The 24,929-nt window shown below is 66.4% G+C and carries 28 protein-coding genes; 12 read left to right on the top strand and 16 right to left on the bottom strand.

Translation table 11 applies throughout. The annotated features are described in order from the left end of the window. Window positions 1-233 precede the first annotated feature (233 nt). The 4 genes from fliQ to flgB all read right to left on the bottom strand — a co-directional run bounded on the left by fliQ (window position 234) and on the right by flgB (window position 1,859). Complete coding sequence (fliQ, locus tag ACQR1E_RS11985; protein ID WP_008965881.1) at window positions 234-497, bottom strand: flagellar biosynthesis protein FliQ; 264 nt, start codon at window positions 495-497, stop codon at window positions 234-236. A gap of 126 nt (window positions 498-623) precedes the next feature. Further along, window positions 624-980 (bottom strand): flagellar hook-basal body complex protein FliE, encoded by a 357-nt coding sequence (fliE, locus tag ACQR1E_RS11980; protein ID WP_315716024.1) that lies wholly within the window; start codon window positions 978-980, stop codon window positions 624-626. 16 nt (window positions 981-996) lie between these two features. Next, on the bottom strand, window positions 997-1,422 hold the full coding sequence (gene flgC, locus ACQR1E_RS11975) for a flagellar basal body rod protein FlgC (RefSeq protein ID WP_315716023.1): 426 nt from the start codon (window positions 1,420-1,422) through the stop codon (window positions 997-999). Between the two features lie 29 nt (window positions 1,423-1,451). Continuing rightward, a complete protein-coding gene (gene flgB / locus ACQR1E_RS11970; protein ID WP_315716022.1) occupies window positions 1,452-1,859 on the bottom strand; it encodes a flagellar basal body rod protein FlgB in 408 nt (135 codons plus the stop codon). 356 nt (window positions 1,860-2,215) lie between these two features. On the opposite strand from flgB, the gene ACQR1E_RS11965 reads away from it, so the two are divergent. Both ACQR1E_RS11965 and fliP read left to right on the top strand, forming a co-directional pair. After that, the gene (locus ACQR1E_RS11965) at window positions 2,216-3,283 is read left to right on the top strand and encodes a flagellar biosynthetic protein FliO (protein WP_434897079.1); all 1,068 of its coding nucleotides are present in this window, start codon (window positions 2,216-2,218) and stop codon (window positions 3,281-3,283) included. Continuing rightward, the gene (gene fliP / locus ACQR1E_RS11960) at window positions 3,280-4,032 is read left to right on the top strand and encodes a flagellar type III secretion system pore protein FliP (RefSeq protein WP_434897078.1); all 753 of its coding nucleotides are present in this window, start codon (window positions 3,280-3,282) and stop codon (window positions 4,030-4,032) included. Before ACQR1E_RS11965 ends, fliP begins: the two co-directional genes overlap by 4 nt. Before the next feature lie 64 nt (window positions 4,033-4,096). On the opposite strand, the gene ACQR1E_RS11955 is transcribed toward fliP, so the two are convergent. Then, window positions 4,097-4,759, bottom strand: coding sequence for a cation transporter (locus ACQR1E_RS11955; RefSeq protein ID WP_434897077.1), 663 nt, complete (start codon window positions 4,757-4,759; stop codon window positions 4,097-4,099). A gap of 66 nt (window positions 4,760-4,825) precedes the next feature. Here ACQR1E_RS11955 and ACQR1E_RS11950 point away from each other — a divergent pair, with 66 nt between their 5' ends. Further along, on the top strand, window positions 4,826-5,233 hold the full coding sequence (locus ACQR1E_RS11950; RefSeq protein WP_315753137.1) for a MerR family transcriptional regulator: 408 nt from the start codon (window positions 4,826-4,828) through the stop codon (window positions 5,231-5,233). Between the two features lie 145 nt (window positions 5,234-5,378). Here the strand turns inward: ACQR1E_RS11950 and ACQR1E_RS11945 are convergent, their stop codons facing one another. From ACQR1E_RS11945 to fliL, 5 genes are all read right to left on the bottom strand, one after another. Beyond that, on the bottom strand, window positions 5,379-9,128 hold the full coding sequence (locus tag ACQR1E_RS11945) for a tetratricopeptide repeat protein (protein ID WP_316167107.1): 3,750 nt from the start codon (window positions 9,126-9,128) through the stop codon (window positions 5,379-5,381). A 103-nt stretch (window positions 9,129-9,231) separates the two neighbouring features. Then, complete coding sequence (locus ACQR1E_RS11940; protein WP_315716017.1) at window positions 9,232-10,002, bottom strand: flagellar protein FlbB; 771 nt, start codon at window positions 10,000-10,002, stop codon at window positions 9,232-9,234. Beyond that, window positions 9,999-10,478, bottom strand: a complete 480-nt coding sequence (locus ACQR1E_RS11935; RefSeq protein ID WP_315716016.1) for a DUF6468 domain-containing protein — start codon at window positions 10,476-10,478, stop codon at window positions 9,999-10,001. Before ACQR1E_RS11935 ends, ACQR1E_RS11940 begins: the two co-directional genes overlap by 4 nt. Then, complete coding sequence (fliM, locus tag ACQR1E_RS11930; protein WP_315716015.1) at window positions 10,475-11,677, bottom strand: flagellar motor switch protein FliM; 1,203 nt, start codon at window positions 11,675-11,677, stop codon at window positions 10,475-10,477. Before fliM ends, ACQR1E_RS11935 begins: the two co-directional genes overlap by 4 nt. Before the next feature lie 20 nt (window positions 11,678-11,697). Then, complete coding sequence (gene fliL, locus ACQR1E_RS11925; RefSeq protein WP_315716014.1) at window positions 11,698-12,192, bottom strand: flagellar basal body-associated protein FliL; 495 nt, start codon at window positions 12,190-12,192, stop codon at window positions 11,698-11,700. A 377-nt stretch (window positions 12,193-12,569) separates the two neighbouring features. Here fliL and flgF point away from each other — a divergent pair, with 377 nt between their 5' ends. Genes flgF through flgH form a run of 4 tightly spaced genes read left to right on the top strand, consistent with a single transcriptional unit; the run spans window position 12,570 to window position 16,017 of the window. Further along, window positions 12,570-13,334, top strand: a complete 765-nt coding sequence (gene flgF / locus ACQR1E_RS11920; RefSeq protein WP_315753140.1) for a flagellar basal-body rod protein FlgF — start codon at window positions 12,570-12,572, stop codon at window positions 13,332-13,334. Between the two features lie 22 nt (window positions 13,335-13,356). Continuing rightward, the gene (gene flgG / locus ACQR1E_RS11915; RefSeq protein WP_315716012.1) at window positions 13,357-14,145 is read left to right on the top strand and encodes a flagellar basal-body rod protein FlgG; all 789 of its coding nucleotides are present in this window, start codon (window positions 13,357-13,359) and stop codon (window positions 14,143-14,145) included. 22 nt (window positions 14,146-14,167) lie between these two features. Beyond that, complete coding sequence (gene flgA, locus ACQR1E_RS11910) at window positions 14,168-15,232, top strand: flagellar basal body P-ring formation chaperone FlgA (RefSeq protein ID WP_434897076.1); 1,065 nt, start codon at window positions 14,168-14,170, stop codon at window positions 15,230-15,232. A 5-nt stretch (window positions 15,233-15,237) separates the two neighbouring features. Beyond that, a complete protein-coding gene (flgH, locus tag ACQR1E_RS11905; RefSeq protein ID WP_315716010.1) occupies window positions 15,238-16,017 on the top strand; it encodes a flagellar basal body L-ring protein FlgH in 780 nt (259 codons plus the stop codon). A gap of 356 nt (window positions 16,018-16,373) precedes the next feature. Here flgH and ACQR1E_RS11900 read toward each other — a convergent pair whose 3' ends face one another. From ACQR1E_RS11900 to ACQR1E_RS11880, 5 genes are all read right to left on the bottom strand, one after another. After that, window positions 16,374-17,165: a 2-keto-4-pentenoate hydratase gene (locus ACQR1E_RS11900; protein ID WP_434862506.1), complete on the bottom strand. Its 792-nt coding sequence runs from the start codon at window positions 17,163-17,165 to the stop codon at window positions 16,374-16,376. Between the two features lie 142 nt (window positions 17,166-17,307). Then, window positions 17,308-17,484: a hypothetical protein gene (locus ACQR1E_RS11895; protein WP_434897075.1), complete on the bottom strand. Its 177-nt coding sequence runs from the start codon at window positions 17,482-17,484 to the stop codon at window positions 17,308-17,310. A 6-nt stretch (window positions 17,485-17,490) separates the two neighbouring features. Continuing rightward, the gene (locus ACQR1E_RS11890; RefSeq protein WP_434897074.1) at window positions 17,491-19,587 is read right to left on the bottom strand and encodes a sensor histidine kinase; all 2,097 of its coding nucleotides are present in this window, start codon (window positions 19,585-19,587) and stop codon (window positions 17,491-17,493) included. 229 nt (window positions 19,588-19,816) lie between these two features. After that, window positions 19,817-20,182: an RNA polymerase-binding protein DksA gene (dksA, locus tag ACQR1E_RS11885; protein WP_170323279.1), complete on the bottom strand. Its 366-nt coding sequence runs from the start codon at window positions 20,180-20,182 to the stop codon at window positions 19,817-19,819. A gap of 228 nt (window positions 20,183-20,410) precedes the next feature. Next, window positions 20,411-21,022, bottom strand: coding sequence for an NAD(P)-dependent oxidoreductase (locus ACQR1E_RS11880; RefSeq protein ID WP_434897073.1), 612 nt, complete (start codon window positions 21,020-21,022; stop codon window positions 20,411-20,413). A gap of 144 nt (window positions 21,023-21,166) precedes the next feature. Between ACQR1E_RS11880 and ACQR1E_RS11875 the strand changes: the two genes are divergently transcribed. Next, the gene (locus ACQR1E_RS11875; RefSeq protein WP_315716006.1) at window positions 21,167-21,541 is read left to right on the top strand and encodes a winged helix-turn-helix transcriptional regulator; all 375 of its coding nucleotides are present in this window, start codon (window positions 21,167-21,169) and stop codon (window positions 21,539-21,541) included. Between the two features lie 14 nt (window positions 21,542-21,555). On the opposite strand, the gene ACQR1E_RS11870 is transcribed toward ACQR1E_RS11875, so the two are convergent. Next, the gene (locus ACQR1E_RS11870; RefSeq protein ID WP_315738785.1) at window positions 21,556-21,969 is read right to left on the bottom strand and encodes a flagellar assembly protein FliX; all 414 of its coding nucleotides are present in this window, start codon (window positions 21,967-21,969) and stop codon (window positions 21,556-21,558) included. Between the two features lie 269 nt (window positions 21,970-22,238). On the opposite strand from ACQR1E_RS11870, the gene ACQR1E_RS11865 reads away from it, so the two are divergent. The 4 genes from ACQR1E_RS11865 (at window position 22,239) to ACQR1E_RS11850 (ending at window position 24,884) form a co-directional block, all read left to right on the top strand. Further along, a complete protein-coding gene (locus tag ACQR1E_RS11865) occupies window positions 22,239-23,363 on the top strand; it encodes a flagellar basal body P-ring protein FlgI (RefSeq protein WP_315828149.1) in 1,125 nt (374 codons plus the stop codon). After that, window positions 23,363-23,749, top strand: a complete 387-nt coding sequence (gene flgJ / locus ACQR1E_RS11860) for a flagellar assembly peptidoglycan hydrolase FlgJ (RefSeq protein WP_315716003.1) — start codon at window positions 23,363-23,365, stop codon at window positions 23,747-23,749. Before ACQR1E_RS11865 ends, flgJ begins: the two co-directional genes overlap by 1 nt. A 56-nt stretch (window positions 23,750-23,805) precedes the next feature. Continuing rightward, a complete protein-coding gene (locus tag ACQR1E_RS11855) occupies window positions 23,806-24,291 on the top strand; it encodes a hypothetical protein (protein ID WP_434897072.1) in 486 nt (161 codons plus the stop codon). Between the two features lie 206 nt (window positions 24,292-24,497). After that, window positions 24,498-24,884 (top strand): hypothetical protein, encoded by a 387-nt coding sequence (locus ACQR1E_RS11850; RefSeq protein ID WP_315716001.1) that lies wholly within the window; start codon window positions 24,498-24,500, stop codon window positions 24,882-24,884. Window positions 24,885-24,929 lie beyond the last annotated feature (45 nt).

The raw sequence follows: 24,929 nt of genomic DNA, 5'->3' as shown, positions 1-24,929 counted from the left end.
CGTCCGCCGTCACGGCCCTTTCGACCGCATGCTGGTGCGGCACGACGGTCTTTGAAGAGACAGCCTCCGAAGAGACAGCCTCCGACGAGGCAACCTGCGAAGAGGCAGCCTGCGAAGAGCTTGCCCGAAAGGCTGCCCGCGCGCGCCTGAAAGCAGCAGCGCCCCCCGCACTGCTCCTTACGACCGCTCGCAGCGCCCTCACGCAGGCCTGCCCTGCCGCCCCGGACATTGCCTCATCCGCCGATGATTCGCGACGAGATCCGCATCATGTGCGAATGCAGCGCATCGGCCATGAACGGCAGCGCCAGCAGCAGCGTCACGAAGATCGCGATGATCTTCGGCACGAACACCAGCGTCTGCTCCTGGATCTGCGTCAGCGCCTGGAACAGCGAGACGACCACGCCAACCACGAGGCCGACCACCATCAGCGGCGACGACACCAGCACGATGGTCCAGATCGCATCGCGCGCCACATCGAGCGTTTCAGCTCCCGTCATGTCCTGTCGTTCCTCACTGTCGATCGGCTCCGGTCCGGCACCCGCCTCATCGCGCGCAGTCGCGGCAGACGGCAAATCCCCTGGGCGCATCAGGCACGTGGCGGCCTGAAGCGTCACGAGCTGCGCCTAGATCGTCATCTTCATCACGTCTTCATAGGCCTGGATCACGCGGTCGCGCACCGACACCAGCGTCGACACCGCGACGTCGGTCTCGGCGACCGCCGTGACGACATCCATGACGTTTGCCTTGCCCGCGGCCATCGCGACCGCCTGACTGTCGGACTTGCGTCCGGCCTCCATCACGCTGCCGATCGCGTCCTTCAGCACCGCGCTGAATGACGGACCACCCTTGTCGGCGCCGTTGCCGCTACCGAGCACGTCGCGCACGCGCCCAAGGCTGCCGAAGGCACCGCTCGAGCCGCCGGTGTCGAGCACGCGCGCGGAATTCGCGTAGGCATTCGCTGCGGAGATTGGGGAGGCCATGACTTTCGTTCCTGTCCTAGGTCTTCAGAATGTCGAGCGTGCGCTGGATCATGCGGCGCGTGGCGCCGATGATGTTCAAATTCGCCTCGTAGGACCGCTGCGCATCACGCATGTCGGTCATCTCGATGAGCGGATTGACGTTGGGGTACTTGACATTGCCGGACGCGTCCGCGGCCGGGTTACTGGGGTCGTATTTGACGCGGAACGACGATTGATCGGGCACCACCTTGCCGAGTGCCACCACCTTGGCGTCGAGCGCACGATCGAGTGCCGAGGTGAATGTCGGGACCTTGCGGCGATACGGATCGCCGCCCGCCTTGGCAGCGGTCGAATCGGCATTGGCGATGTTCTCGGAAATGACGCGCATACGTCCCGCCTGCGCACGCAGGCCGGAGGTCGCGATGCTCATCGAGCGGAGGAAATCGCTGGAGTCGTTTGCCATGCTTGTCGGTCTCTGTCCTTAACCCGAGCTCAGCCCTTGCCGATCGCCGTCTTCAACAGATGCAGGCTCTTGCCGTACAACGAGGTCGCCGCGGCGTAGTCCATCTGGTTGGCGGAGACCTTCAGCATCTCCTCTTCGAGGCTCACCGCGTTGCCGGCGGGCCTCGTCTGAAATCCGACCTTGCGGTTCTGGTCGAAGCTCGCGCTCTCGCCCGACGACGGGGCGATGTGCGCGGTGCTGGTCCGGGTCAGCGACAGCGGCGCAAAGCCGCCGACCGCCTGGCCGGTTGAATCGAACTTCGGCTCAACCAGATCCTTCGGCTTGAAGTTTGGCGTATCCGAATTGGACACGTTCTCGGACAGCACGCGCTGGCGCTCCTGATGCCATTGCATCTTGGTCCGCAACGCCGACAACACGGGGAGATCGTTGATGGACATGGCGCTGCTCGGTTGTGTCCGACTACCGGACGGTTTGGGTAGGTAGAAATTGCCGTGCATATGGTTAACAGGGAGTTAAGAAAGGGTGCGATGCCCACCGGGACTATCCCGGTGTCTTGACGAATTCTTAGGAAAGTGCCGGGGTCCCAGCCGACCGATGCATCATTCCGGGACGGCGCGGCTCGCCAAGAAGTCGTTTTGGCCCGGCCGATTCATGGGTTATTAAGAGGCGGAGCGGCAGTTCCTGCCGTCATGCGTTAACAGGTTGGTTCCGGTTCTGAAGCTCCGTTCGCTGCCGGCGATGCGTTGGACAGACGAAAGACTTCGAAAGGACGCGGTATTTGCCGGGGACAGAGATGCAGGCACTGACGTTCTTTTTTGCATTCGTGGCGGTGCTGGCGCTGATCGGCCTCGCCGCTTGGCTGGTCCGTCGATTCGCGGGCAATCGTCTCGGGACCAACCCGAATCGCGGCCGCATGCCCCGGCTTGCCGTGATCGATGCCGCCGCCGTCGATGGCCGCCGCCGTCTCGTGCTCGTGCGCCGTGATAACATAGAGCATCTTCTGATGATCGGCGGGCCGACCGACATCGTGGTCGAATCCAATATCGTGCGGGCCATGCCGGCGCGCGAGCAATTGCCACAGCGGCCGGGCATCAGTGCCGAGCCGCCGGCGGCTCGCATCGCGCCGCTGCCGGATGCGCCATCCTGGGCCGACAACGAGCCGAAGACCGAGGCCGCCGAGCATGCCGAGTTGCAGATGCCGGAGTCGCCGCAGCGCCCGATTCGGCCGTCGTTCATCGATGAGGTTCGCCGCACGGCGCCGACTGCCGCAGAGCGGCGTGAGCCAGCACCGGCATTTCCGCCGGAACCACCGCTTCCTCCGCGCCGTCCCGACCCCCGCCAGGACCTCCGGGCGGACGTCCGTGGAGAACCGCGCGGCGGAGACGAAGCCCGCCTGGAGCCGCGCCCCGAGCGGGTGGCCCGCGGTGAACCAGTGATGCCGCGCCCGTTGCGCCCCGCCGAGCCGCAGCGTCAGGCCGAGGCGCAGCGCCCTTCCGAGGGGCCCCGGCTGCCGCCGGTGCGGAGCGCTGAGCGCGCAGCCGAGCGCGTCGAGCGCGCGGCGGCGCCGCCGCTGCCGCCGGTGGCCCAGATGCCGCCGCCCCCGCCCCCGGCTGCCCCGCCGCCCGCAGCGGCCGATTCGAGCGCCGAAGCCAATCTGGCCGAGATGGCGCAACGGCTCGAGGCCGCGCTGCGGCGTCCATCAGCCGATCCGTCGGCTGCTCCGGCCTCGGGTCCCCCGGCGCTCCGGGCGGCCGCGCGCAACGAGCCGCCTGCGGCGCAGGCCGCGCCGGTCAAGACCAGCTTCGAGAATCTGGAGGACGAGATGGCCTCGCTGCTCGGACGTCCGAAGTCGTCTCAGTGAGATCGCTGCTTCCCCCGCGTAGAGTTGTCTTCACCGCTGTTCTGACTGCCGGCGGTTTACTGGCGGGACGTGCTGCTGCGCAGGACATCAGCATCAATCTCGGCGCCGGCGGTGGCGGCGTCACCGAACGCGCGGTCCAACTGATCGCGCTGCTCACGGTGTTGTCGATCGCGCCGTCGATCCTGATCATGATGACGTCGTTCACGCGCATCGTCGTCGTGCTGTCGCTGCTGCGCACGGCGATGGGCACAGCGACCGCGCCGCCCAACTCGGTCATCATCGCGCTCGCGATGTTCCTCACGGCGTTCGTGATGGGCCCGGTGCTGCAGAAATCCTATGATGACGGCATCCGGCCCCTGGTGGAGAACCAGATCGGCGTCGAGGACGCGCTGCAGCGCGCCTCGGTGCCGCTGCGCGGCTTCATGCAGAAGAACGTGCGCGAGAAGGACCTGAAGCTGTTCATGGACCTCTCCGGCGAGCCGCCGCCGGCGACGCCCGACGACCTGTCGCTGCGCATCCTGGTGCCGGCTTTCATGATCTCCGAGCTCAAGCGCGCCTTCGAGATCGGTTTCCTGCTGTTCCTGCCCTTCCTGATCATCGACCTCGTGGTCGCGTCGGTCTTGATGTCGATGGGCATGATGATGCTGCCGCCGGTCGTGGTGTCGCTGCCGTTCAAGCTGATCTTCTTCGTGCTGGTCGACGGCTGGTCGCTGGTGGCCGGCAGCCTGGTGCAGAGCTACGGCGGGTAGGTTTCACCTCTCGGTGTGAGCGAAAGCCAGTCGGTCGTGACTTTCCATTGACACGTGCCCTCGATCAGTTCGCCCGGATTGGGCTCGCGACGGGGCGCGATGTGGGAGAGCCGCACAACTCGATGCGAGCTCGCTGTATGATGTGCCAGCCACCGCTCGAACCAAGCGCGGCCATGATCGCCGCCACAATGAGATCCGGCCATGCCGTGCCGGTGCCGAACACACCGGCTGCGGCCGCGAGTACGGCGACGTTGCCGATCGCATCGTTCCGGGAGCAGATCCAGACCGACCTCATATTCGCGTCGCCGATCCGGAAGCGGTAGAGCATGAGGGCCACGCCCGCATTGGCGACAAGGGCGAGCATGCCGACGATCCCCATCGCCTTCGCCTCCGGGAGGGTGCCGGTCATTGCGTGCCAGACAGTGGAGGCAAGGACAAGGACGCCAAGCAGGACGAGCGACCAGCCCTTCAGAAGGGCGGCGCGCGCTCGCCAGCTCAGCGCCAGTCCCGCCACTCCGAGGCTGATCGCATAGTTGGCCGTATCACCGAGGAAGTCGATCGCGTCCGCCTGCAGCGAGGCCGACCCGGCCGCCACGCCTGCTGCGATCTCCGTCAAAAACATGGCTCCGTTGATAGCCAGCGCAATCCAGAGCGCACGACGCCAGCGGGGGCTGTCCAGTTCCCTCGGAGGGGAAGAGGAACAGCAGTCGTCATGACAACCAGGCATATCGTCGCCTCTTACAAGATGATGCGACGTCCTATATGGACCCTGTAGCCACTATAGGGTCAAGCCATGTCACGACTGACCATCGGCGACCTCGCGAAGCGGACCGGCACCAAAGTCGAAACGATCCGCTATTATGAGCGGATCGGTCTGCTACCTCTTCCGGCGAGAACCGAGGGCAATTACCGAGCCTATGACAACGACCAACTGGGGCGACTGAGCTTCATCCGGCGTGCCCGCGACTTGGGCTTCTCCATCGACCAGGTCCGTGACCTGCTGGACCTCGCCGATCAGCGAGACCGCTCGTGCGACGCGGTCGACGTCATCGCCGGCCAACACCTGGCAGAGATCGAACGCAAGATCGCGGACCTCGTGGCGCTGCGCGACGAGCTTGCCGATGTCATCGGGCGCTGCAAGCACGGCACCGTTGCCGACTGCCGCATCATCGAAGCGCTTGCGCCGCGTCGCTCTGACTGAGCGAACAAGACAATGGCGTCGCAAGGCAGTCTCGACCTTTCGTCTGGACGCGCGTCGGGCGGATTGCGGACAGCATCGCGATGAGCTCGGCTTCAGCCTGGTCGGCTCATCTGGTGGCTCTCCGGCACTGCGTGTGGCGCCGAAATCAACGGCCGGCGATCGCCTGCTTGACGCCCTGGATGCGCGGCAAGGCGCCGGTCGCTTCCGACGGGGCCTTCGCGGCGTCCTTGCCGCCGTCCGGTCCTTTGCCGGTGGCATCCGGGAAACGCGCGCGCATGTCGCGGAGGAAGCCGTCGAGCGTGTCGACGCTCGCGGCCATCTTCGCGATCTGCGCGAATTCGGCGCTGGAGCCGCTCGCCGGCTTGCTGGCGACGTCGAACGCGATCTTGTCCGCCTCGCCGGTCATCAGCGGCGCATATTTCTCGCGGAAGCGGGCGAGGCCGATGGCGTCGTCGGCGAGCGCATAGCCGACCACGGCGCGCAGGATGTCGCCGCGCTCCGCCGGATTGAGCGGGCGGAAATCGCGCCAGCGATCGCCGTAGTAGAGCTCGATCTGCTCGGACGCCTCGCGCCAGCGCCGCGACGCCCAGTAGATGTCGGAGCGCAGCCGGATCGCCTCGCGGCCGCCGATGTTGCTGATGATGTCCAGCCCGAGGTCGTAACGACCGATGTCACTGTTGGCGCGCGCCTCCAAGAGCAGCCGCTGCTGGCGCAGCTCGCCCGCGAGATCGGCGATGCGGGTGGTGCGCAGCGCCTCGATGGCGCGGTCCGGCTTGCGGTTGGTGAGGTAGACCATGGCGAGACGCGCGGCGACCTGGGCGCGCGCCGCACCTTCGAGGCGGTGGTCGACTTGGTATTGCAAAAGCTCGGCGGCCTGGTCGAGCAGATCGATGCCGACCAGGCGGTCGGCGAGCTTGCGGATCATCTCGTCGCCGCGGCGGCCGATCGGAGTCAGCTCGCGAAACCCGTAGAAGATGCTGAGCGCATCGACCGGCGGAAGCTCGTCGGCCTTGCCGCTCAGGAACAACTGCGAGAACAGGCGGGAGGCTGCATCCTGGGCCTGCCGCGCCAAGTCGGAGTTGGGCATCAGGCGGGTGGCCTGGCGCGCGGCCTCGAGCGAGTCCGCGTAGCGCCCGGCCTCCTCGTAGAGCTGCGCCATCATCTGCAACGTCTGCACCTCGATGGCGTCGCCGCGCCAGATCGCCTGCAAGGTCTCCAGCTCCTTCAACGCGTCGGGCGGCTTGATCTCGCCGCGCTTCTGCAGAAGCTTGATCTCGAGCAGCTTGGCCTCCGCGGCCGCCATGCGGTCGTCGGAATTGACGGCGAAGCGATAGTCGTCGAGCGCGTCCTTCTCCTGCGCCATCGCCTCGGCGAGTCGGCCGCGCAGCACGGCGATGTCGGGCTTCATGTCCGCGGGCACGCCGATCACGTCGAGCTCGGCGCGCCGCTTCGCGGCGCCAGCGAAATCCTTGATCTCGAGCGCCGACTTCATCGCGTCAGCGATCACGACGCGCTGCAGATCGAGCGGCAGCGAGGCGATGGCGAACTCGACGTTCTTCAGCTTCTCGCGCGCGTCCGCGAACTTGCCCTGCCGGGCGAAGGCGAGGCCCTTCCACATCTGGGAGTCGAAATTGTTCCCGATCGACGGCGTGGCGAGATCCTTGAGCCCCTGGTCCGGCCGGCCCATCAGGATGCTCGCCACCGCATGGATCATCAGCATGGCGGTCTCGTCGGTGCGCGGGTCGGCGTCGGAGATCATCAGATTGGTGACACCGCGCGCCTCCGGGTACATCGCTCGCGCCATGTAGAAGCGCGCCAGCGCCAGCCGCGCCTGCGCCCGCCGCTCCGGCTCGGCGTTGGCCGCGGCCTTGATCAGGAGATCCTCGCGCGGCACGAACGGCTGGGTCTGGTTCTGCTGCCATTCGTCGATGTCGAACATCGGCCTGACAGCGGTCGGCGCCCGCTCCGGCGAGAAGCCGATCGACGACAGCGTCAGCCCGCCCGGCCGGCCCAGGATCACCTTGTCGGGCGCGATCTCGACGGCGACGTCATCCGAATTCGGACGAACCGCGATGCCGTGGATGGAATCGAGCAGCGACAGATCGACGAAATCCTGGCGCTTGATGAAGCCGCGGATCGGCGGCGGCGCCGTCACGACCAGCAGCGTGTCGCCGGCATCCGGGTCGGTCACCCGGTGCAGCATGCCGGCTCCGGGATTGGCGAGCGGCACCATCACATTGGCAAGCGCGGGATCGGTGACGTTGCGCATCACCATCAGCGGCTGCTGATTGGCCTGGCCCTTGTCGGCGAAAGACAGCATCCAGCTGCGCCCGCCGTCATCGCTGCCGAGCGAATGCATCTGCGGGCGGTTGAGCCGGATCCGGATGGCCTGCCCGTTATCGAGCGACATCCTGTTGACCTCGCCGATGATGGCGCCGCCCTTGGCGCGGATGGGCTCGACGTCGACGGGCTTGGTCGAATCGAACACCATCCATACCGTATCGCCGCGGCGGAACAGCGCCGCCGGCGTGACCTGGCCGAAGCCGAAGGTGAGCCGCAGGCCCTCACTGTCGCGCAGGGCCTCCAGGGTGGCGGCTCCATTGGCTGCCTTCTCGGCCGGCTTGGTTTCGGCAGGCTTGGTTTCGGCAGACTTGGTCTCGACGGGCTTGGCGGCTTCGGCTTTGCCGGCCTCCGGCTTCATCGCCTCGGGCTTCGCTGGTTCGGATTTGGCGGCTTCGGATTTGACGGCTTCGGGCGCAGCAGCTTCAGGCTTGGCGGCCTCGGGCGCGGCTTCGGCCTTCGCGGCGGCGGGCGCGGCAACAGCCGCTGCCGACGGCGCCGGCTGGGCTGCGGGCTCGGTGGCCGGCGCCGCGACCGCAGGCGCCGGCTTGGTCTCCGCCTTCATCTCCTTGGCGATGGTGTCGGAGGTCGGCGGCACGATCTCGGGCTGCGCAGCCTGCTTGGGCTTGTCGCCATTGGGTTTGCTGCCGTTGGGTTTGTCGGCCGCGGCCGCCTTGGCGCCCGGCAGCGTGTCCGAGGAGACTGCGGAAACCTTCTTGTCCGGCTGCTGATAGGCGACGTCGATGTTGTAGTTCTTCTCCTCGCGGAAGGCGCGAACGTCGACCTCGCCGACCAGGCCGAGCTCGACGACGGTCCTGCTGCCGTCGATGCGCTGGTTGATCGCGGCGACGTTCGGCGGCGCGACGAGCTTGGCGTCGGCGAGATCGAAGGACAGCGGCGCGGTGAAGAACAGCGACAGCTTCTGGTCGTTGAGCACCGAGGAGATGCCGACACCGTCGGGGATCTCGAACACGAAGCGCACGAAGGTCGGCTGCACCAGCGCGCGGACGCGGATCGGCGGCCGCTTCTTCGATTCCGCCTCGGCGCGCTGCAGCCGCAGCGCCTTCTCGGCGGCGCGCGCGCGCTCGGCGAGCTCGCGCACGACCTCGGCCGGCAGCGGCGGCGGCGGGCCGGTCCAGCTGTCGGGCAACAGGTCGATGAAGACGCGTTCGCCCGCGGTCATGGTGTTGACGCGGACCTTGCGCGACAGCGACAACCGCAGCGCCGAGCCGTCGGGGTCGCCGCGGGCCGATGAGATATAGTCGGGCGCCGCATCCACCCAGCGGTCGATCGGCACGGTGGCGGCGCGATCGAACCTGATCAGCAGAATCGAGCCGGCGGTGGTGACGTCGGCGCTGACGTCCTCGGCGAATTTCAGCACCAGCCGCGCATAGCCGTCCTGAGCCGACAGGCTCGCCTCGCCCGGCACCGGCGCAGCGCCTGCCGCGACCGTGGACAGCACCAGACCGATGACGATGGCCGACAGCAGGGCAAGGCCGGCGCGCGCCCGTGCGCGGGCCTTCGACCGCAATCCAATGGGAGTCGTGCGCGCCATGGTCACAAGCTTCCGGTTCGACATCCGCAACTTGACGGATACGCCTGCCCCGCCACGCCGGAAATCTAGGTGCCGGCGTTTAAGGGCGCATTAAACATGCGGCTCAATTGCTCTTCACAGGCACGATCTTGCCCTCGATCTTCGGCAGCTCGGCGCTGGTCTCGGGCCTGTCGGCGCCGGCCCGGCGCGCGAGCTCGACGGTGAGCCGCTCGGCGGCCTCCGGCGTCATCAGACCGAGAATGTCCGACATCTTGCGCGGGGCGATCTGCGAGGCGATCTCGATCAGCACCGACATCTCGAGCCGGTCGAACACCTTGGCGGCATCCTTCGGCTTCATGCCCTCGTACATCGTGACGATGCTCTTGAAGCGGGCGTTGTCGGCCTCGGTCTTGGCGGCCTGCGCGCCGGAAATGCGGCCCTCGATCGCCTTCATCTCCTCGGTCTTGGACTGGATGCGCTGCTCGGCGGCGCGCAACAGGCTCTCGCGGATGTCGATCTCGCGCGCGCGCGCGTCGAGCTCCTGGCGACGCGACTGCAGCCGCTCGAGGATCGCCTTCTCCGCCGGCGACACCTGCTGCTGGTTCTCCTCGGGCTTGATCACCACGCCCTCGGGCTTGGTGTCGGGAGCGGCGGGCTTGGGCGCCTCCTCCTTCTTCTCCTTCGGCGCGCCGTGCGTGGAGCCGGTGACGATGTCGTTGTCCTCGCGGCCCGGATAGCCCAGGTTCTCCTGGGCCCAGGACCGCTTGGTCGGGTGAGGGTCATAGTCGAAAACGTAGCCGCCATCGATCACGAGACCGGCCACCTTCAGGACCGCAAGGCAGGCCACCGCGATCAGGACGACGGGAATGACGCGGATGTTACGAAACGCATTCATGCGGCAAGGCCACCAGTCCTTCGACGTTCGGAGAATGCCTGGGCCGCGGCGGCAACCGCCTTGGCACCGGAGACGCGCACCGGCTCGGTCGTGATCGCCGGCACAGGCGCAGGCGCCGGCTCCGGCGCGGCTTCAGGCGAGGTGATGGGTCGCGCGGCGCTGGCGATGCGCGACAGCCGGCGCACCACGCCGTCGCTCTCGGCGAGCTGCTTGCGCAACTGGTCGGACATCTGCGTCGCGGCGGCGAGCTGATTGCCGAGATTGTCGTTGACGTCGCGCACCGCGAGCTTGAGGCCGCCGATCGCCCGCTCGGCGATCTCGGTCGCGGTGATCAGCTCCGCGATCACGGCCTTGAGCGAATGCTCGTCCGCCTTCAGCCGCTTAAGCCTGGAATTCAGCAGCATGCAATAGCCGATGGTCAGCACCAATAAGACCGCCACCAGGCTTTCGATGATCAATCCGAGGGAGTGGTTCATTGGGCCTCCATCAACTTGTTCTGGCCTTCTGCGCCTTCGAACATCGCAAGCGTCGTATTCGGCTTGCGCAAATTCTTGGTGACACGGATCGCGACGCGGTCGCCGACCCGGCCCATCCGTCCTTCCGTCAGCATGGTGCTGCCGCAGCGGACCGCGACCAGCGCATCGGGACGGATGTCGAGCGGCAGGGTGTCGCCGACCTTCAGCTTCATGAGCTGCTTCAGCGGCACGTCGGCCTCGTAGAGCACGGCGTCGACGGCGATCTCGGCCTTGGCGATCTCGGTGGCGAAGTGGCCTTCCCAGACGGGATCGCGGCCGAACTTCTCACCCATGAACATCTGCAACAGCACCGGCCGGATCGGCTCGATCGTCGCGTAGGGCAGCAGCAGCTCGATGTTGCCGCCGCGGTCTTCCATGTCGATCCGCAGCTTCACCAGGATCGCGGCATTGGCGGGCCGGCTGATCGCGGCGAAACGCGGATTGGTCTCGAGCCGGTCGATGGTAAAGCGCACCGGCGACAGCGGCCGGAACGCCTGCTCGGCATCGCTCAGCACCACCTCGATCAGGCGCTTGACCAGGTTGGTCTCGATCGTCGTGTAGGGGCGACCCTCGACGCGGAGCTGGGTGTTGCCGCGGCGGCCGCCGAGCAGCACGTCGATGATCGAATAGATCAGGGTCGAGTCGACGGTGGCGAGCCCGAAATTCTCCCACTCCTCCGCCTTGAACACGCTGAGCACGGCGGGCAGCGGGATCGAGTTCATGTAGTCGCCGAAGCGCACCGAGGTGATGCGATCGAGCGAGACCTCGACGTTGTCGGAGGTGAAGTTGCGCAAGGACGTCGTCATCAGCCGCACCAGGCGGTCGAAGACGATTTCGAGCATCGGCAGACGCTCGTAGGAGACCATCGCCGAATCGATGATCGCGCGAATGCCGGAATGGTCGTCGAGACTGACCTCGCCGGCGGTGAAGCCGAGGAGATTGTCGATCTCCTCCTGCGACAGCACCCGCTCGCCGCCGTTCTTGGTGGCGCCGAAATCGCGGCTGCCGTCCTCGACCATCGCGGCCCATTGCAGGGCCATCGATTCGGTGAGTTCATTGGCTGCTGCGGCTTCCGCGGCCTCTGTGGGATCCTCCGAGTCGAGCGAGGCTTCCCATTGCGCGGCTATCGCATCCTGGTCGACTTGATCGTTGCCCGCCATGATCGTTGAGCTTCTTTGCCTTACTGGACCACGATTTCCTTGAACAACACCGCGTTGACCTGGTTGGGCGCCAGCGCGACGTTGACCCGCTTGGTGAGCTCCTCCTTGAGCCGGAACAGGCCCGCCGAGCCGTTGAGGTCGCTCGGCCGGAGCTCGCGCAAGTACGTCTGGAAGATGTCGGTGACGCGCGGCAGCGTCGGCTTGATCGACTCGACCTGCTTCTCCTCCTTCACCTCGAGCACGATCTTCACTTTCAGATATTGGACGCGGTCACCGGGATTGCCGACCAGGTTGACGAGAAGGTCCGGCACCTCGACGAAGGCCGGCGGCTTCGGCGGCGGCGCCGCCTCGGCGTGATGCTCGTCGTTCTTGTGGCTGAAGAAGAAGAAATAGGCCGCACCACCGACGCCGAGCAGCGCCAGCGCGCCGACGACCATGATGATCAGCTTGAGCTTGCTCTTCGGCGAGCCTGCTTGCTCCTCGCCTTCGCCTGCTCCGGCGTCGTTCTCGGCCATAGCTTTCGGATCCTTCCGGAAAATCGAGCCGATGCCGCCAGAAAGCTTAATGACGCGAAACCAACGCTCCCAGCGCATCTGCGCTTTGTTGAGTGAACGCTACGGTAACAATGGTTAACGGAAGCTTTCTTTTGCCGAGGCGGTGGGAAAATCTTGCCGGGCAATTATGGTTAGCGAGACGTTATTGCCGGGCGTTTCGGACGCCATCGAAACTCTAATTCATTGATAAGAATACGATTTTCATAGTGGCACGGCTTTCGCTGTACCCCTTGCGAACCCGCCGGCTTGGGAGAGCTGAACGGTTCGTTGAAGACCCGGTCGAGACCGCCTTGGGAGAGGTGCCGCGAACGGGATTCGTTAAGAGGGGAGATCGACCGGTGGAGAACGCGCTTCTCATCGGATTGTCGCGACAGATGGTGCTGGAGCGGCAACTCGACGTCGTTGCCAACAACGTCGCCAACGTCAACACCAACGGCTTCAAGGCCGATCAGCAGCTGTTCGAGGAGTATCTCTCCTCCGGCGCGCATGAAGACAATTTTCCGGGCGCCGCCCGCAGGGTGTCCTATGTCCAGGACCGCGGCACCTATCGCGACTTCTCGCAGGGCTCGATGCAGCGCACCGGCAACGCGCTCGACGTCGCCGTCACGGGCGACGGCTTCCTGACGGTGCAGACCGCGGCCGGCGAGCGCTACACCCGCGACGGCAATCTGCACATGAACAATCTCGGCCAGCTCGTCACCGCCGCCGGTGACCTCGTGCTCGGCACCGGCGGTCCGATCGTGTTTCAGCCGACCGACCACGACATCAACATCTCGCCCGACGGCACCGTGACGGTGGTCGAGGGCGTCAACCGCACCGACTCGATCCGCGGCAAGCTGCGCATTGTCAACTTCGCCGATCCGCAGGCCGCGCAGAAGCAGGGCAACAACCTCTACGCCGCCGCCGGCGGCGCCATCCCGCAGCAGGACACCAAGTCGACCGTGCAGCAGGGCTACATCGAGAAGTCGAACGTCAGCGCGGTCGGCGAGATGAGCAAGATGGTCGAAGTGATGCGCGCCTACACCCAGGTCGCCAACATGCTCCAGGTCCAGAGCGACCTGCGCAAGAACGCGATCGAGAAACTCGCCGACGTTCCGGCCTGACAGATCTTGAAGGAGACGTGACATGCAGGCGCTTCACACCGCTGCGACCGGAATGGCGGCACAGGAACTCAACGTTCAGGTGATCTCCAACAACATCGCCAACCTGCGCACCACCGGCTTCAAGAAGCAGACGGTGGCGTTCCAGGACCTGATCTACGAGCACATGCGCCGCGTCGGTGCGCAGTCGTCGGACCAGGGCACGATCCTGCCCGTCGGCATCGACATCGGCGGCGGCGTCAAGACCGTCGGCACGCCGCGCTCGATGACGCAGGGCACGCTGTCGCAGACCGGCAACGATCTCGACCTCGCGATCTCGGGCGAGGGCTTCTTCAAGGTGCTGATGCCCGACGGCACCTTCCAGTACACCCGCGACGGCACCTTCCAGATGGACAATCAGGGCCGCATCGTTACCGCCCAGGGCAACCCGGTGCAGCCGACCATCACGATCCCGCAGAACGCCTCGGGCATCACCGTCAACGCGCAGGGCCAGGTCTCGGTGACGCTGCCGGGCTCGACCACCTCGAACATCATCGGCCAGCTCCAGGTCACCCGCTTCATCAACAAGGCCGGCCTGCAGCCGGTCGGCAACAACCAGTTCACCGACACCCCCTCCTCCGGGCCGCCGCAGGACGGCGTCGCCAACCAGGACGGTCTCGGCAGCATCACCCAGGGCAGCCTGGAGCAGGCCAATGTCGACGTCGTCAGCGAGATGAGCGAGCTGATCGCCGCGCAGCGCGCCTACGAGATGAACGCCAAGGTCATCTCGGCCGCGGACCAGATGCTGCAGTCGACCACTGCGCTGTTCCGCTGAGGTTCGAAGGGAGATCACCGTCATGACCCGTACCGTCCGTCCCTTCCTGCTTGCGGCCGCCCTGCTCGCCTCGACTGCGCTATCGGCGCTGGCCGGCGAGGCCGACGACCAGATCAAGGCGCCCGTGCTGCGCTCCACCGTGAACGTCACCGGCGACATCGTTCGCGTCGGCGACCTGATCGATAATGCGGGCGTCGCGGCCAACATCGCCGTCTACCGCGCGCCCGACCTCGGCACGACCGGCGTGCTGCCGGCCGCGCAGGTGATCGCGACCCTGCGCACCCACCAGGTGATCGGCGTCGAGGTCCGCGACATCAAGGAGGTCGAGGTCACGCGGCTGGCGCGAGCCGTCGACGCCAAGGAGATCAGCACGACGGTGGCCCAGGCGCTCGATCACCGCAACGGACTTGGCGATGCCGCCAACCTCAGCATCAGCTTCGACCAGCCGGTGCAGGACCTCAAATTCGAGGCCTCGACGTCGGGCACGCTGGCGCCGACCAGCGTCCGGTTCGACCCGCGCAGCGGCCGCTTCGACATCACCTTGGAGCTCGGCCATGCCAATGGCGCGAGCCCGACCAAGCTGCGCTACACCGGCACGGCGATCGAAACCGTCGAGGCCGTGGTGCTGACTCGCAACATCGACCGCAACGAGATGATCCGCTCAGGCGACCTGCAGACCGAGCGGCGGCCGCGCGCCGAGCTCGGCGGCGGCGACCCCGCCACGCGCGAGCTCGCAGTGGGCATGCAGATGCGCCGCCCGGCGCGCGCGGGCCAGGCGCTGAAGACCACTGACCTCGCCAAGCCCGACCTCGTGCAGCGCGACCAGGCGGTCACGCTGATCTTCCAGACCGCCGGCATCTATCTCACCACGCGCGGCAAGGCGCTGGAGTCGGGCACCGAAGGCGACGTCGTCAGCGTGCTCAATCTGCAGTCCAAGCGCACCGTGACCGGTCGCGTTTCGGGTCGCGGGCAGGTCTCCGTCGACATCGCCGTCGCCAAGCCGGCGCAGACCTCCGAAGCCGACATCGCCGCACCCGTCGCCGTCGCCAGCCGCCTTCCCACCTCCGCCACCCCGAAAGCCGAGTAAGTTTCATGTCGAAGTTCAAGTTTGATGATCGGGGCGTCTCGAGCCTGCGCCGGGTCGCGCTGATCTCGGTTTCCTTCGCGGTGCTGTCGATCGCCGGCGGATGCTCCTCGATCGACCGTCTCAGCCAGATTGGCGAGCGGCCGAAGCTGACGGAGATCGACAATCCGACCACGCAGCCGGGCTACAAGCCGGTGCAGATGCCGATGCCGAAGCCTGAAACCGTGTCCTACGCGCCGAACTCGCTGTGGCGCAACGGCTCGCGCGCCTTCTTCAAGGACCAGCGCGCCCGTCAGGTCGGCGACCTCCTGACCGTCACGGTCAGCATCTCCGACAAGGCCAATTTCGCCAACGAGACCCAGCGTAGCCGCACCAACAAGGAGGATTCGGGCATCACCGACTTCATCGGCGCGAAGACGCTCGGCGTGCAGGCGCAGAAGGTGCTGCCCGGCCGCATCCTGACTGCCGACGGCACCTCGTCCTCGGACGGCAAGGGCACGATCCAGCGGTCGGAGTCCTTGACCACCAGCGTCGCCGCGGTCGTGACGCAGGTGCTGCCGAACGGCAACCTCGTCGTCGAAGGCAAGCAGGAGATCCGGGTCAACTACGAGATCCGCGAGCTGATCGTGGCCGGCATCGTGCGGCCCGAGGACATCCAGAGCGACAACACCATCGACTCCACCAAGATCGCCCAGGCCCGCATCTCCTACGGCGGCCGCGGCCAGATCTCCGACGTCCAGCAGCCGCGCTACGGCCAGCAGGTGATGGATATCCTGCTGCCGTTCTGAGGCAAACCTCAGCATCAATGACCGGGCGGAGCGCCGCCCGGTCGCTCGGGAAGCCGCCCATGCTATGACCTCGCAAGGCGCAAATCGAAACGAGGACCAGGACACACGACCGAAATCCCTCCCCGCGGGAGGGGCGGACAAGGGATGGCCGAGCGCGATATGGGTCACGGCGCATGACCCCCGCAGCCGCCGCCCTTCTCTGAAAACGAGCTCCCACATTGCCCAATGCGAACCTAGGCGCGGCGGGTGATGTATACGCGGCCTCCGGTAGCTCCCCTGCCGGAGGCCGCGTTCGTTTTAGCTGTCACACCCGAGCTGACGGACCCCAGCTCAAGACGTTCCGGCCCTACCTCGGCTCACCCGAACGTCGCCTCGACCACACCGAGGCCGTCCAGCTCCATCCTTACCCGGTCGCCGGCCTTGAGCCAGATCGTCTTGACCAGGCTGCCGGTCAGGACGAGCTGCCCGGCCTCGAGCCCGTCACCACTGGCGGCGAGATGATTGGCAAGCCAGGCCAGCGCATGGACAGGATGTCCCAGCACATCCGCGCCAGTGCCCTCGCCGACCAAGGTGCCGTTGACGATGGCACGGCCCTGCACCGCGGCCAAGTCCGCTACGGCAGCGCGTGGGAGCGCCGGGCCGAGGACACAGCCGGCAGCAAAGAAATCGTCGGCGACGAGCGTCGGCGCGCCCAGCGTCTGCCATTGCACATAACGGTCGTCGACGATCTCGATCGCCGCGTGACAGTCGCCGATCGCCTCGACGACACGATCCATGGTGAACGGCGCGTCCAACGGCAGCAGGTCGTGCTTGAGCCGCACGGCGATCTCGCATTCGACGCCCACGCGGACGAAGTCGGCCGTGCGCAGTTCGACACCTGTCTGGTGAATACCGGACGCGAACACTCCGCCGGAACAGGGATGCGGAATGCCAAGATAGTCCTGCATCACCTTGCTGGTGCAGCCGATCTTGTAGCCGGCGAAGTCATCGGCCTGTTCGGCGAGCAGCCAATGGACTTCGCGCTGGATCTCATAGCCGGCAGCTTCATCCTTCGGCTGAAGCTGAGGCGGCAGAGCCCCCAAGGGCGCCCGTTGCTTGCGGGCATCTACGATCAGTCGCGCAGCGGAAAGTATCTCGTCTGCTCCCATGGCCCTTCAACTCCCTTGGCCCGCGGTCCGAACCGGCATCGCAGGATCTATGGTGAACGGATTGTTTATAAACGAGTTTTGGGCTCCCATCTCAGCTTCATCAACAATTTGAGACGGCGCGGCCGCAGCGCAAGCGGCTCGTTCAACCGATTTCACGTTTCACGATGCCGAGTTCGAGCAGACTTTCCGCAGCGGCGACGATCGCGTCCTCGTTGGAGCGCGAACTCCAGCCGCGCAGACGCCGCGCCTTGTCGACGCCCGCCTCGCTTGGACTTCGGGCGAGGCCATGTCGGGACCAGCCGCGCAGCGTTTCGCGCACCGGCGCTCAGCTCGCCTCCGTTGCGGCCACCGAACTCTCGCCAGGCGTCTTGAGCCAGGGCAGCTCGAACTGGCAGGTCAGCCCGCTCTCGGCAAACGTCCGCTGCAGATGCCTGACCGTGCGGGTCAGCAGCCGGCTGCCGAAGCCGACCACTGGCGGCTCCGTTGCCGGCGGGCCACCGCTTTCCTGCCAGCGAACATGCAGCGCGTCCTGCGCCAACGACCAGCTGACATCGACGTGGCCGTCGGGCGTGGTGAGCGCGCCATATTTGCTGGCGTTGCAGGCCATCTCGTGGATGACGAGAGCCAGCTGCGTCGTCAGCTCGACCGGAACCAGGATGGCGGGGCCGCTGGTGGCGAGTTGATCCGGTGTGCTGGCGAACGGCGCGACCTGACTCCTGATGAGGGCGGCGAGATCGGCGCCCTGCCAGTCGTTCTCGGCAAGGCTCGTGTGCGCCGTCGCCAGCGCATGCAGGCGTGACGTGAAATCGCGGACCTTGGCGTCGTGCCGCGGCAGCAGCTGATGCGCCAGCGATTGCACCACGGCAAGGCTGTTCTTGACGCGATGGGCCAGCTCATGCACGAGCAGCTCGCGCTTGCGGTCGGCTTCCTTCGCGGCCGTGACGTCGATGTTGACGCCGATCATGTACGGATCGCCGCCGCCCTCGCCGCCCAACATGCGGGCGCGCGCCTCGATCCAGCGGATCGAGCCGTCGGGCAGCGGCACCCGCCATTCCGAATCGAGCTCCCCGGTTGTCAGCGCCTGCTTGTTGTCCCGGTCGGCACGCGCCTGGTCCTCGGGATGCACCAGCGCCAGCCAGGCGTCATAGGTCCCGTGGAACGTGCCCGGCGCAAGCCCATAGAGCTCTTCGATCTCATCGGACCAGTGGCTGGCGCCGGATCTGCCGTCCCAGGTAAAGGTGCCAAGCCGTCCGTATTTCGCGGCGAGTTTGAGCTGCCCGGCCGTGCGCGACGCATCGTCCCTGGCTTGGGCGAGCATCCCGAAATTCTCCTGGATGACGCGTGCACTCTCCGCCTGCGCCTTTTCGGCCGCAGCTAGTCGGGCGTTGAGCGCCCGGACCTCCGGGGGATCGGAGGGCGCGGCCTCGCCGGGGATGGCGCGCTTGACGGCGATGCTTTCGAGCGGCCGGGCGATGCTTCGTCCGATGCCGGCCGCCAGCAGCAGCGCCAGGGCACAGATCGTCGTCGCCACGATGGTTGCGGTCTGCACCGTCGAGGAGATCGCCTGGGCGAAAGCCGCCTGCTTGATGCCGACCCCGACAGTCCAGTCGCTCAGTTGGGGACGCGCATTGGCGTTGATGATCCGATCGCCCTCGATCGACGGAAACTCCGCGATCCCCTCAGCCTTGGCAGTCGCCCGCCATCCGGCCGACGCCGGCTGCCCGGTCGAGGTGGCGTTCTTCGGGATGCGCGAAATGTAGCGGCCCTGGCCGTCCATGATGCCGACCAGCCAGTCGGCCGGCAGCTGCTGCTGGGCCAGCAGCCGGGTGTAGTTCGCGGCTGGCATGGCAATCGAAAGGCAGCGGAACGGCTTGCCGTCCTTGAAGACGGGGACATCGACGGTCGCCACCCACGCGCCGGAATTGGGACCGGTGAAGATGTCGGAGATCGACGGCCTTCCGGACTGAAAAGCGCGCTCCTGCGAGCCCCAGCCTTCGGGCGCGCGCTCGCCGAGCGGCTTGCCCGGCGTCGCCCCGGTGTTGAGCAGGATGCGGCCGCTCGCGTCCGACACGATGATCCAGCCTTCGCCGCTGACCGCACCGACGCGGCGCGCCTCCGCCTCGAAGTTGCTGAGATCGGCGGCACTGAGATCCGGAGACTTGCCCAGCACCTCGGCGAGCGCGATGTAGCGCCGCAATTCGGCGTCGACGGCACCGGAGATCGTCTGCGCGGCATAGGACAGGCCGCGCCGGATCGAGGCGTCGGCGGATTGCGCCATCGATACGATGACATAGGCGATCAGCCCGACGCAGGGCAGGAACAGAATGCCGGCCAGAAGAAGGAGGCGCCCCTTGATGCTCAAGGCGCCATAGGAACGCTGCATCGTTGCCAGCGCGCCCCTGGCTATGTCCGGCTCGCCCATGATTCCCCGCGGCGTTCCGAGATGGAACGGCCGATAATTCAGCAGACGCGAAAAAGTTCCGGACGCTTGGAAAACCAACAGCGCTCGCGGTCGTGCCGGCATTGCCGGCCCGCAGACCGCTCAGGTGACGAGTCGACCTCGCGCACACCGGCGCCGTCTCAGCAACAGACGCTGCGGCCGCACCAGGCAAGCGGCCGCAATCCCCGCTCGTTCAGGTCAATGTCGCGACCTACTCGTCGCGATAGACCTTTTCACGCTTCTCGTGGCGTTCCTGCGCCTCCACCGACAGCGTCGCAATGGGACGGGCCTCGAGCCGCTTCAGCGAAATCGGCTCGCCGGTCTCCTCGCAATAACCGTAGGTGTTGTCCTCGATGCGCTGGAGCGCCGCGTCGATCTTGGAGATCAGCTTGCGCTGGCGGTCACGGGCGCGAAGCTCGATCGCCCGATCGGTCTCCGACGACGCGCGGTCGGCGAGGTCCGGATGGTTCACGTTCTCCTCCTGCAGAGCCTGCAGGGTGAGCTTCGATTCGCGCAGGATCTCCTCCTTCCATGCCAGCAGCTTGGCGCGGAAATAGTCGCGCTGGCGTTCGTTCATGAAAGGCTCTTTTTCGGAAGGTTTGTAGTTCTTCAACTTTTCCAAGGTCAGCCCATCTGTACGTGCTGGCGCCGGTTTCGGCACCGGCGGACGGAATACGCCCGTTCGCGGCCGCGTTATATAGCGGCCTCATGTGACAGACAATATTTCCATCGGCACGGGCGCCCCGCCGTTCGGGCCGTTGCACAGGCAAATTCGGCCCCAGCCGGCGGGACGCCGTGGACGGCCTCAGTAACCGACCGTGAAACGGGCCCGCCGGTGGGCTGGACGCTCGATTTCGTCGGCCATCGCGACCGCGAAGTCCTCGAAGGTGACGAAGCTCTTGCCGTCGGCATCGACCAGCAGCTGATCCGTTCCGAGCCGGAACTTGCCCGTCCGGGGGCCGAAATCGATCATCGCAGAGGGCGACAGGAAGGTCCAATCGAGCTCCTTCTCCTGGCGCAGGCGGTCGAGGAACGCGGCGCCCTTCTCCGCTTCGGCCTTGTAGGCGGCCGGAAAGCCGGGCGTCGTCACCAGCCGCACACCCGGCGCGACCTCGAGCGAGCCGGCGCCGCCGACCACGAGGTAACGCGATACGCCGGAGTCCTTGGCCGCCCCGATCAGGGTCTCGACATCGCTGGCCGAGAAATGGATCGCGCTGATCGCGACGTCATGGCTGGCCCAGAGTTTCGCCAGCGCGGCGCGGTCGTTGGCGTCCCCCCGCACCGCCGTGACGTTGGCGTGCTTCTCGATCTTGTCCGGGTTGCGGGCAATGCCGGTGACCTGGTGGCCGCGGCTGGCCAGCTCGGCGGTGATGCGGGACCCGGCACGGCCGGAGGCGCCGGCGACGGCGATCTTCATGGGGAAACTCCTATGTTCGAGATCACGAGGTCGGATCCGAGGTCTGGACGAAGTCGCCTCGGTATCCGATAGTGACTAGATAGCGGAACGAATGCTGGTGTTAAGAGCGCACTTTAAGATCACCTGGTCACGCCGGAGTAACCGATGAGAGCCGCGAACGTCTATTCGGCCGACTGCCCAACGCGACAGATCCTGGACCGCGTCGGCGACAAATGGGCCGTGCTGATCCTGATCCTGCTGCGCAACGAACCCTTGCGCTTCAATCAGTTGCGGCGGTCGATCGAAGGGATTTCGCAGAAGATGCTGTCCCAGGTGCTGAAGAGCCTGGAGCGCGACGGCCTGGTGCGGCGGCGCGCGATCGCGACCGTCCCGGTCACCGTCGAATATTCGATCACGCCGCTCGGGCTGACGCTCGCCGCCGCGGTCGATCCGCTGCGCGACTGGGCCGAGCGTCATCTCAAGGAGGTCACCGCCGCGCAGCGGCGCTACGACGCGCAACAGCCGTCGAAGGCGGCTTGAACGCGCGAAGCGTCTCAGCTCCGCCCGGCCTTGGCGAGCTCGACCTCGACGCGCAGTTCGATCTCGGAGAGGATCGCATCCAGTCCCGGGTCGCCCGAGGTCTGCTTCAGGTCGGCCGCGGCATCGCGAAGCCGCAGCGCCATCGCAGTGTCGAGCTTGCCGGACAGCAGCGTCAGCTTGAGATCATCGAGCACGTCGAGCGCGCGCTTGCCGCGCTGGACCGAGCGCTTGCGGCGCTCCGCCGGCTCCTCCTCGATGCCCTGCAGCGCCAGCAGCGCATCGATGTTCGCCGTCTGCTTCGGCGCGAGGGTCGCGCGCGTGTCCTGCGTGGTGCCGACGTCAGGCAGCTTGAAGCCGCTGGACGAGGTCTTCCGCGTGGAGCTGGTCGACGAGCCCAGGGTCGTGCCGTTCGGTCCGTAGATGCGCATCGATGGCTCCCGCAAGCTTCGCGTGTCGAGCGGGAGATTGGCTCCGCCGTGGTTAACGGTGCGTAAACGGCCCGGCAAATTCTGCCGGGGCGGCAGCTTCGTTCCCCCGGAGTAACCCTGGACCGCGACAAAGCTTCGAGTCGATTTCACACTCTTTCAATGAGTTAGCCCGGAGCATCGCTGTGGCACGGCCCTCGCATAGTTAATGCCGATCATGCGGTCATGGGAGTGGCCGAGTGATCACTTGAAGAGTTCGAGGGGAGCATAGGATGCGACGCGTCCGAACTACGCGCCTGTTTCAGGTCGCCTGCGCCGCGGTGCTGGCGCTGGCATCTACCGTCATGTCTGCGAATGCGACCTCGCGGATCAAGGATCTCGCCAATATCGAGGGCGTGCGCCAGAACCAGCTGATCGGCTACGGCCTCGTGGTCGGCCTCAACGGCACCGGCGATACGCTGAACAACATTCCGTTCACCAAGCAGTCGCTGCAGGCGATGCTCGAGCGCATGGGCGTCAACATCCGCGGCGCCACCATCCGCACCGGCAACGTCGCCGCTGTCATGGTCACCGGAAACCTGCCGCCATTCGCCACGCAAGGCACGCGCATGGACGTGACGGTCTCCGCGCTCGGCGACGCCAAGAACCTGCAGGGCGGCACCCTGCTCGTCACCCCGCTGCTCGGCGCCGACGGCAACGTCTATGCGGTGGCGCAGGGCTCGCTCGCGATCTCCGGTTTCCAGGCCGAGGGCGAGGCCGCCAAGATCGTGCGCGGCGTCCCGACGGTCGGCCGCATCGCCAACGGCGCCATCATCGAGCGCGAGATCGAGTTCGCGCTGAACCGGCTGCCGAACGTGCGGCTTGCGCTGCGCAACGCCGACTTCACGACCGCCAAGCGCATCGCGGCCGCGGTCAATGACTTCCTCGGCGTCAAGACTGCCGAGCCGATCGATCCGTCGACGGTACAGCTGAGCATCCCGCCGGAGTTCAAGGGCAACGTCGTCGCCTTGCTGACCGAGATCGAGCAGTTGCAGGTCGACCCGGATCTCGCCGCCAAGATCGTCATCGACGAGCGCTCCGGCATCATCGTGATGGGTCGCGACGTGCGTGTGGCGACCGTCGCCGTGGCCCAGGGCAACCTCACCGTCACGATCTCCGAAAGTCCGCAGGTCAGCCAGCCCAATCCGCTGTCGCGCGGCCGCACCGTGGTCACGCCGCGCACCAGCGTCGGCGTCACCGAGGAAGGCAAGAAGTTCGCGGTCGTCAGGGACGGCGTGTCATTGCAGCAACTGGTCGACGGCCTCAACGGCCTCGGCATCGGCCCCCGCGACCTGATCAGCATCCTGCAGGCCATCAAGGCGGCCGGCGCGATCGAAGCCGACATCGAGGTGATGTGATGGCGACGTCCTTCATCGACTCCTATCATGGCCGCGTCGCTCTCAGCATGCCGACGGCCGCGGCCGTCACCGCGCCGCGCACCGATCTCGATCTCGCGGCGGCTCTGACCAAGGTCTCGCCCAAGGCACAGGCCAGGGCCAAGGCGACTGCAACCGACTTCGAAGCCATGTTCCTCAACAGCATGTTCTCGCAGATGACCAGCGGCGTGAAGGGCGAAGGTCCGTTCGGCGACACGCCGGGCACCGGCGTCTGGCGCTCGATGCTGACGGAGCAATATTCCAAGAACTTCGCCAAGGCCGGCGGCGTCGGCATCTCAAACGACGTCTTCCGCACTCTCATCCTGCAACAGGCCGGCAGCAGCTCCGGCGCCAACGGCAAAGCGTAGATGTTCGCGTGACGAGCGCGTGGGCGGCAAACGCTCACGCCGAAGGGAGTTATGAAATGACCGCACAGGGACAAGCGAAGAAGACGACCTACACGGCCGCCACCAGCGCCGCAGAGGCACGCGCGCTCGCCGACGAGATGGTGAGCGTCATGAGCGAGCTGATCGCGGTCATCGAGCAGGAGACCGAACTGGTCCGCGCCGGCAAGCTGCGCGAAGGCATGGCGTTCGGCCCCAAGAAGACCGAGCTGTCCCGCCACTACGTCACGACCGTGGGCCGCCTCAAAGAGAGCCAGAATTTCATGAAGCAGACCGCGCCGGAGCTGCTCGCCACCCTGCATCGTCACCACGACACCTTTCGCGCCATGCTGCAGGTGAACCTGACCGTGCTGGCGACGGCGCACGCGATCTCGGAAAAGATCGTGCGCGGCGTCAATGCCGAGGTTCAGCGCAAGAACATCCCCAGCACCTATACCGCCGGCGGCCGCCGCGCCGCCCCGGGCGCACGGCACCTCACCCCGCTCGCCGTCAGCCGGACGCTCTGAGCCTTACCGCCAGCCCCCATCTGCATCGCCGCGCCGCCTCGAGGGCCGCGCGGCCGCCGCCGTTTAACGCTCGGATAAGCTTAAAAGGCCGGCGCGAATCACAACGCGGTGTTCATCCTATTTCCTAACATAACGTTGATTGGTCATCGGCATAGTTGCAAGCGGGATGGGTTGGGAATTGACTCGATGGCCATGAGGAGGCTGCCATGAGTTCCGATTTCAGCGTAAGACCGGTAGGGACGCCTGCGTCCGTTCCGATAATTCCGCCGTCGAGCCAGGCGGTGGTGAGCGCTGTTCCGACGGACCTTCCTCCCAGCCAGACCGTGACCGCGGCCGAGCCCGGCGTCCCCGTGCGCAACGACATCCCGGTCAACATCGCAAACGATCTGTCCGTGTCACGCCAAGCCTATTACGATCGCGCCGCTGCCGCTCTGGTGTTCCAGGTGGTCAACCGCAAGACCGACCAGGTCGTGACCCAATATCCAGATGAGGCCGTGCTGCGCCGCCGGGCCTACTTCAACACGCTCGACCTGCAGAAGGATATGCAGAGGGCGGACGTGCCGCGCGTCGTGGCGACCGATCGCACTGCCTGAGCCCCCGCGGAACCGGGCCGCTTCATTCCGCCGCCCGCACGCCGC

The sequence above is a fragment of the Bradyrhizobium sp. HKCCYLRH1030 genome (assembly GCF_051168395.1).
Lineage (GTDB): Bacteria > Pseudomonadota > Alphaproteobacteria > Rhizobiales > Xanthobacteraceae > Bradyrhizobium.
The sequence above is the reverse complement of the archived record's forward strand: the minus strand, read 5'-3'. Positions and strand labels throughout refer to the sequence as shown.

Coding starts and splice junctions, on each gene's coding strand:
- ACQR1E_RS11940 (WP_315716017.1), bottom strand. CDS start 10,002: ATGAATGCGTTTCGTAACATCCGCGTCATTCCCGTCGTCCTGATCGCG.
- ACQR1E_RS11850 (WP_315716001.1), top strand. CDS start 24,498: ATGAGTTCCGATTTCAGCGTAAGACCGGTAGGGACGCCTGCGTCCGTT.
- flgC (WP_315716023.1), bottom strand. CDS start 1,422: ATGGCAAACGACTCCAGCGATTTCCTCCGCTCGATGAGCATCGCGACC.
- flgJ (WP_315716003.1), top strand. CDS start 23,363: ATGGCGACGTCCTTCATCGACTCCTATCATGGCCGCGTCGCTCTCAGC.
- fliM (WP_315716015.1), bottom strand. CDS start 11,677: ATGGCGGGCAACGATCAAGTCGACCAGGATGCGATAGCCGCGCAATGG.
- ACQR1E_RS11955 (WP_434897077.1), bottom strand. CDS start 4,759: ATGCCTGGTTGTCATGACGACTGCTGTTCCTCTTCCCCTCCGAGGGAA.
- ACQR1E_RS11935 (WP_315716016.1), bottom strand. CDS start 10,478: ATGAACCACTCCCTCGGATTGATCATCGAAAGCCTGGTGGCGGTCTTA.
- ACQR1E_RS11880 (WP_434897073.1), bottom strand. CDS start 21,022: ATGAAGATCGCCGTCGCCGGCGCCTCCGGCCGTGCCGGGTCCCGCATC.
- fliQ (WP_008965881.1), bottom strand. CDS start 497: ATGACGGGAGCTGAAACGCTCGATGTGGCGCGCGATGCGATCTGGACC.
- ACQR1E_RS11900 (WP_434862506.1), bottom strand. CDS start 17,165: ATGGGAGCAGACGAGATACTTTCCGCTGCGCGACTGATCGTAGATGCC.
- ACQR1E_RS11865 (WP_315828149.1), top strand. CDS start 22,239: ATGCGACGCGTCCGAACTACGCGCCTGTTTCAGGTCGCCTGCGCCGCG.
- ACQR1E_RS11950 (WP_315753137.1), top strand. CDS start 4,826: ATGTCACGACTGACCATCGGCGACCTCGCGAAGCGGACCGGCACCAAA.
- flgA (WP_434897076.1), top strand. CDS start 14,168: ATGACCCGTACCGTCCGTCCCTTCCTGCTTGCGGCCGCCCTGCTCGCC.
- dksA (WP_170323279.1), bottom strand. CDS start 20,182: ATGAACGAACGCCAGCGCGACTATTTCCGCGCCAAGCTGCTGGCATGG.
- ACQR1E_RS11855 (WP_434897072.1), top strand. CDS start 23,806: ATGACCGCACAGGGACAAGCGAAGAAGACGACCTACACGGCCGCCACC.
- flgH (WP_315716010.1), top strand. CDS start 15,238: ATGTCGAAGTTCAAGTTTGATGATCGGGGCGTCTCGAGCCTGCGCCGG.
- fliL (WP_315716014.1), bottom strand. CDS start 12,192: ATGGCCGAGAACGACGCCGGAGCAGGCGAAGGCGAGGAGCAAGCAGGC.
- ACQR1E_RS11965 (WP_434897079.1), top strand. CDS start 2,216: ATGCAGGCACTGACGTTCTTTTTTGCATTCGTGGCGGTGCTGGCGCTG.
- ACQR1E_RS11870 (WP_315738785.1), bottom strand. CDS start 21,969: ATGCGCATCTACGGACCGAACGGCACGACCCTGGGCTCGTCGACCAGC.
- ACQR1E_RS11890 (WP_434897074.1), bottom strand. CDS start 19,587: ATGGGCGAGCCGGACATAGCCAGGGGCGCGCTGGCAACGATGCAGCGT.
- fliE (WP_315716024.1), bottom strand. CDS start 980: ATGGCCTCCCCAATCTCCGCAGCGAATGCCTACGCGAATTCCGCGCGC.
- flgG (WP_315716012.1), top strand. CDS start 13,357: ATGCAGGCGCTTCACACCGCTGCGACCGGAATGGCGGCACAGGAACTC.
- flgB (WP_315716022.1), bottom strand. CDS start 1,859: ATGTCCATCAACGATCTCCCCGTGTTGTCGGCGTTGCGGACCAAGATG.
- ACQR1E_RS11875 (WP_315716006.1), top strand. CDS start 21,167: ATGAGAGCCGCGAACGTCTATTCGGCCGACTGCCCAACGCGACAGATC.
- ACQR1E_RS11945 (WP_316167107.1), bottom strand. CDS start 9,128: ATGGCGCGCACGACTCCCATTGGATTGCGGTCGAAGGCCCGCGCACGG.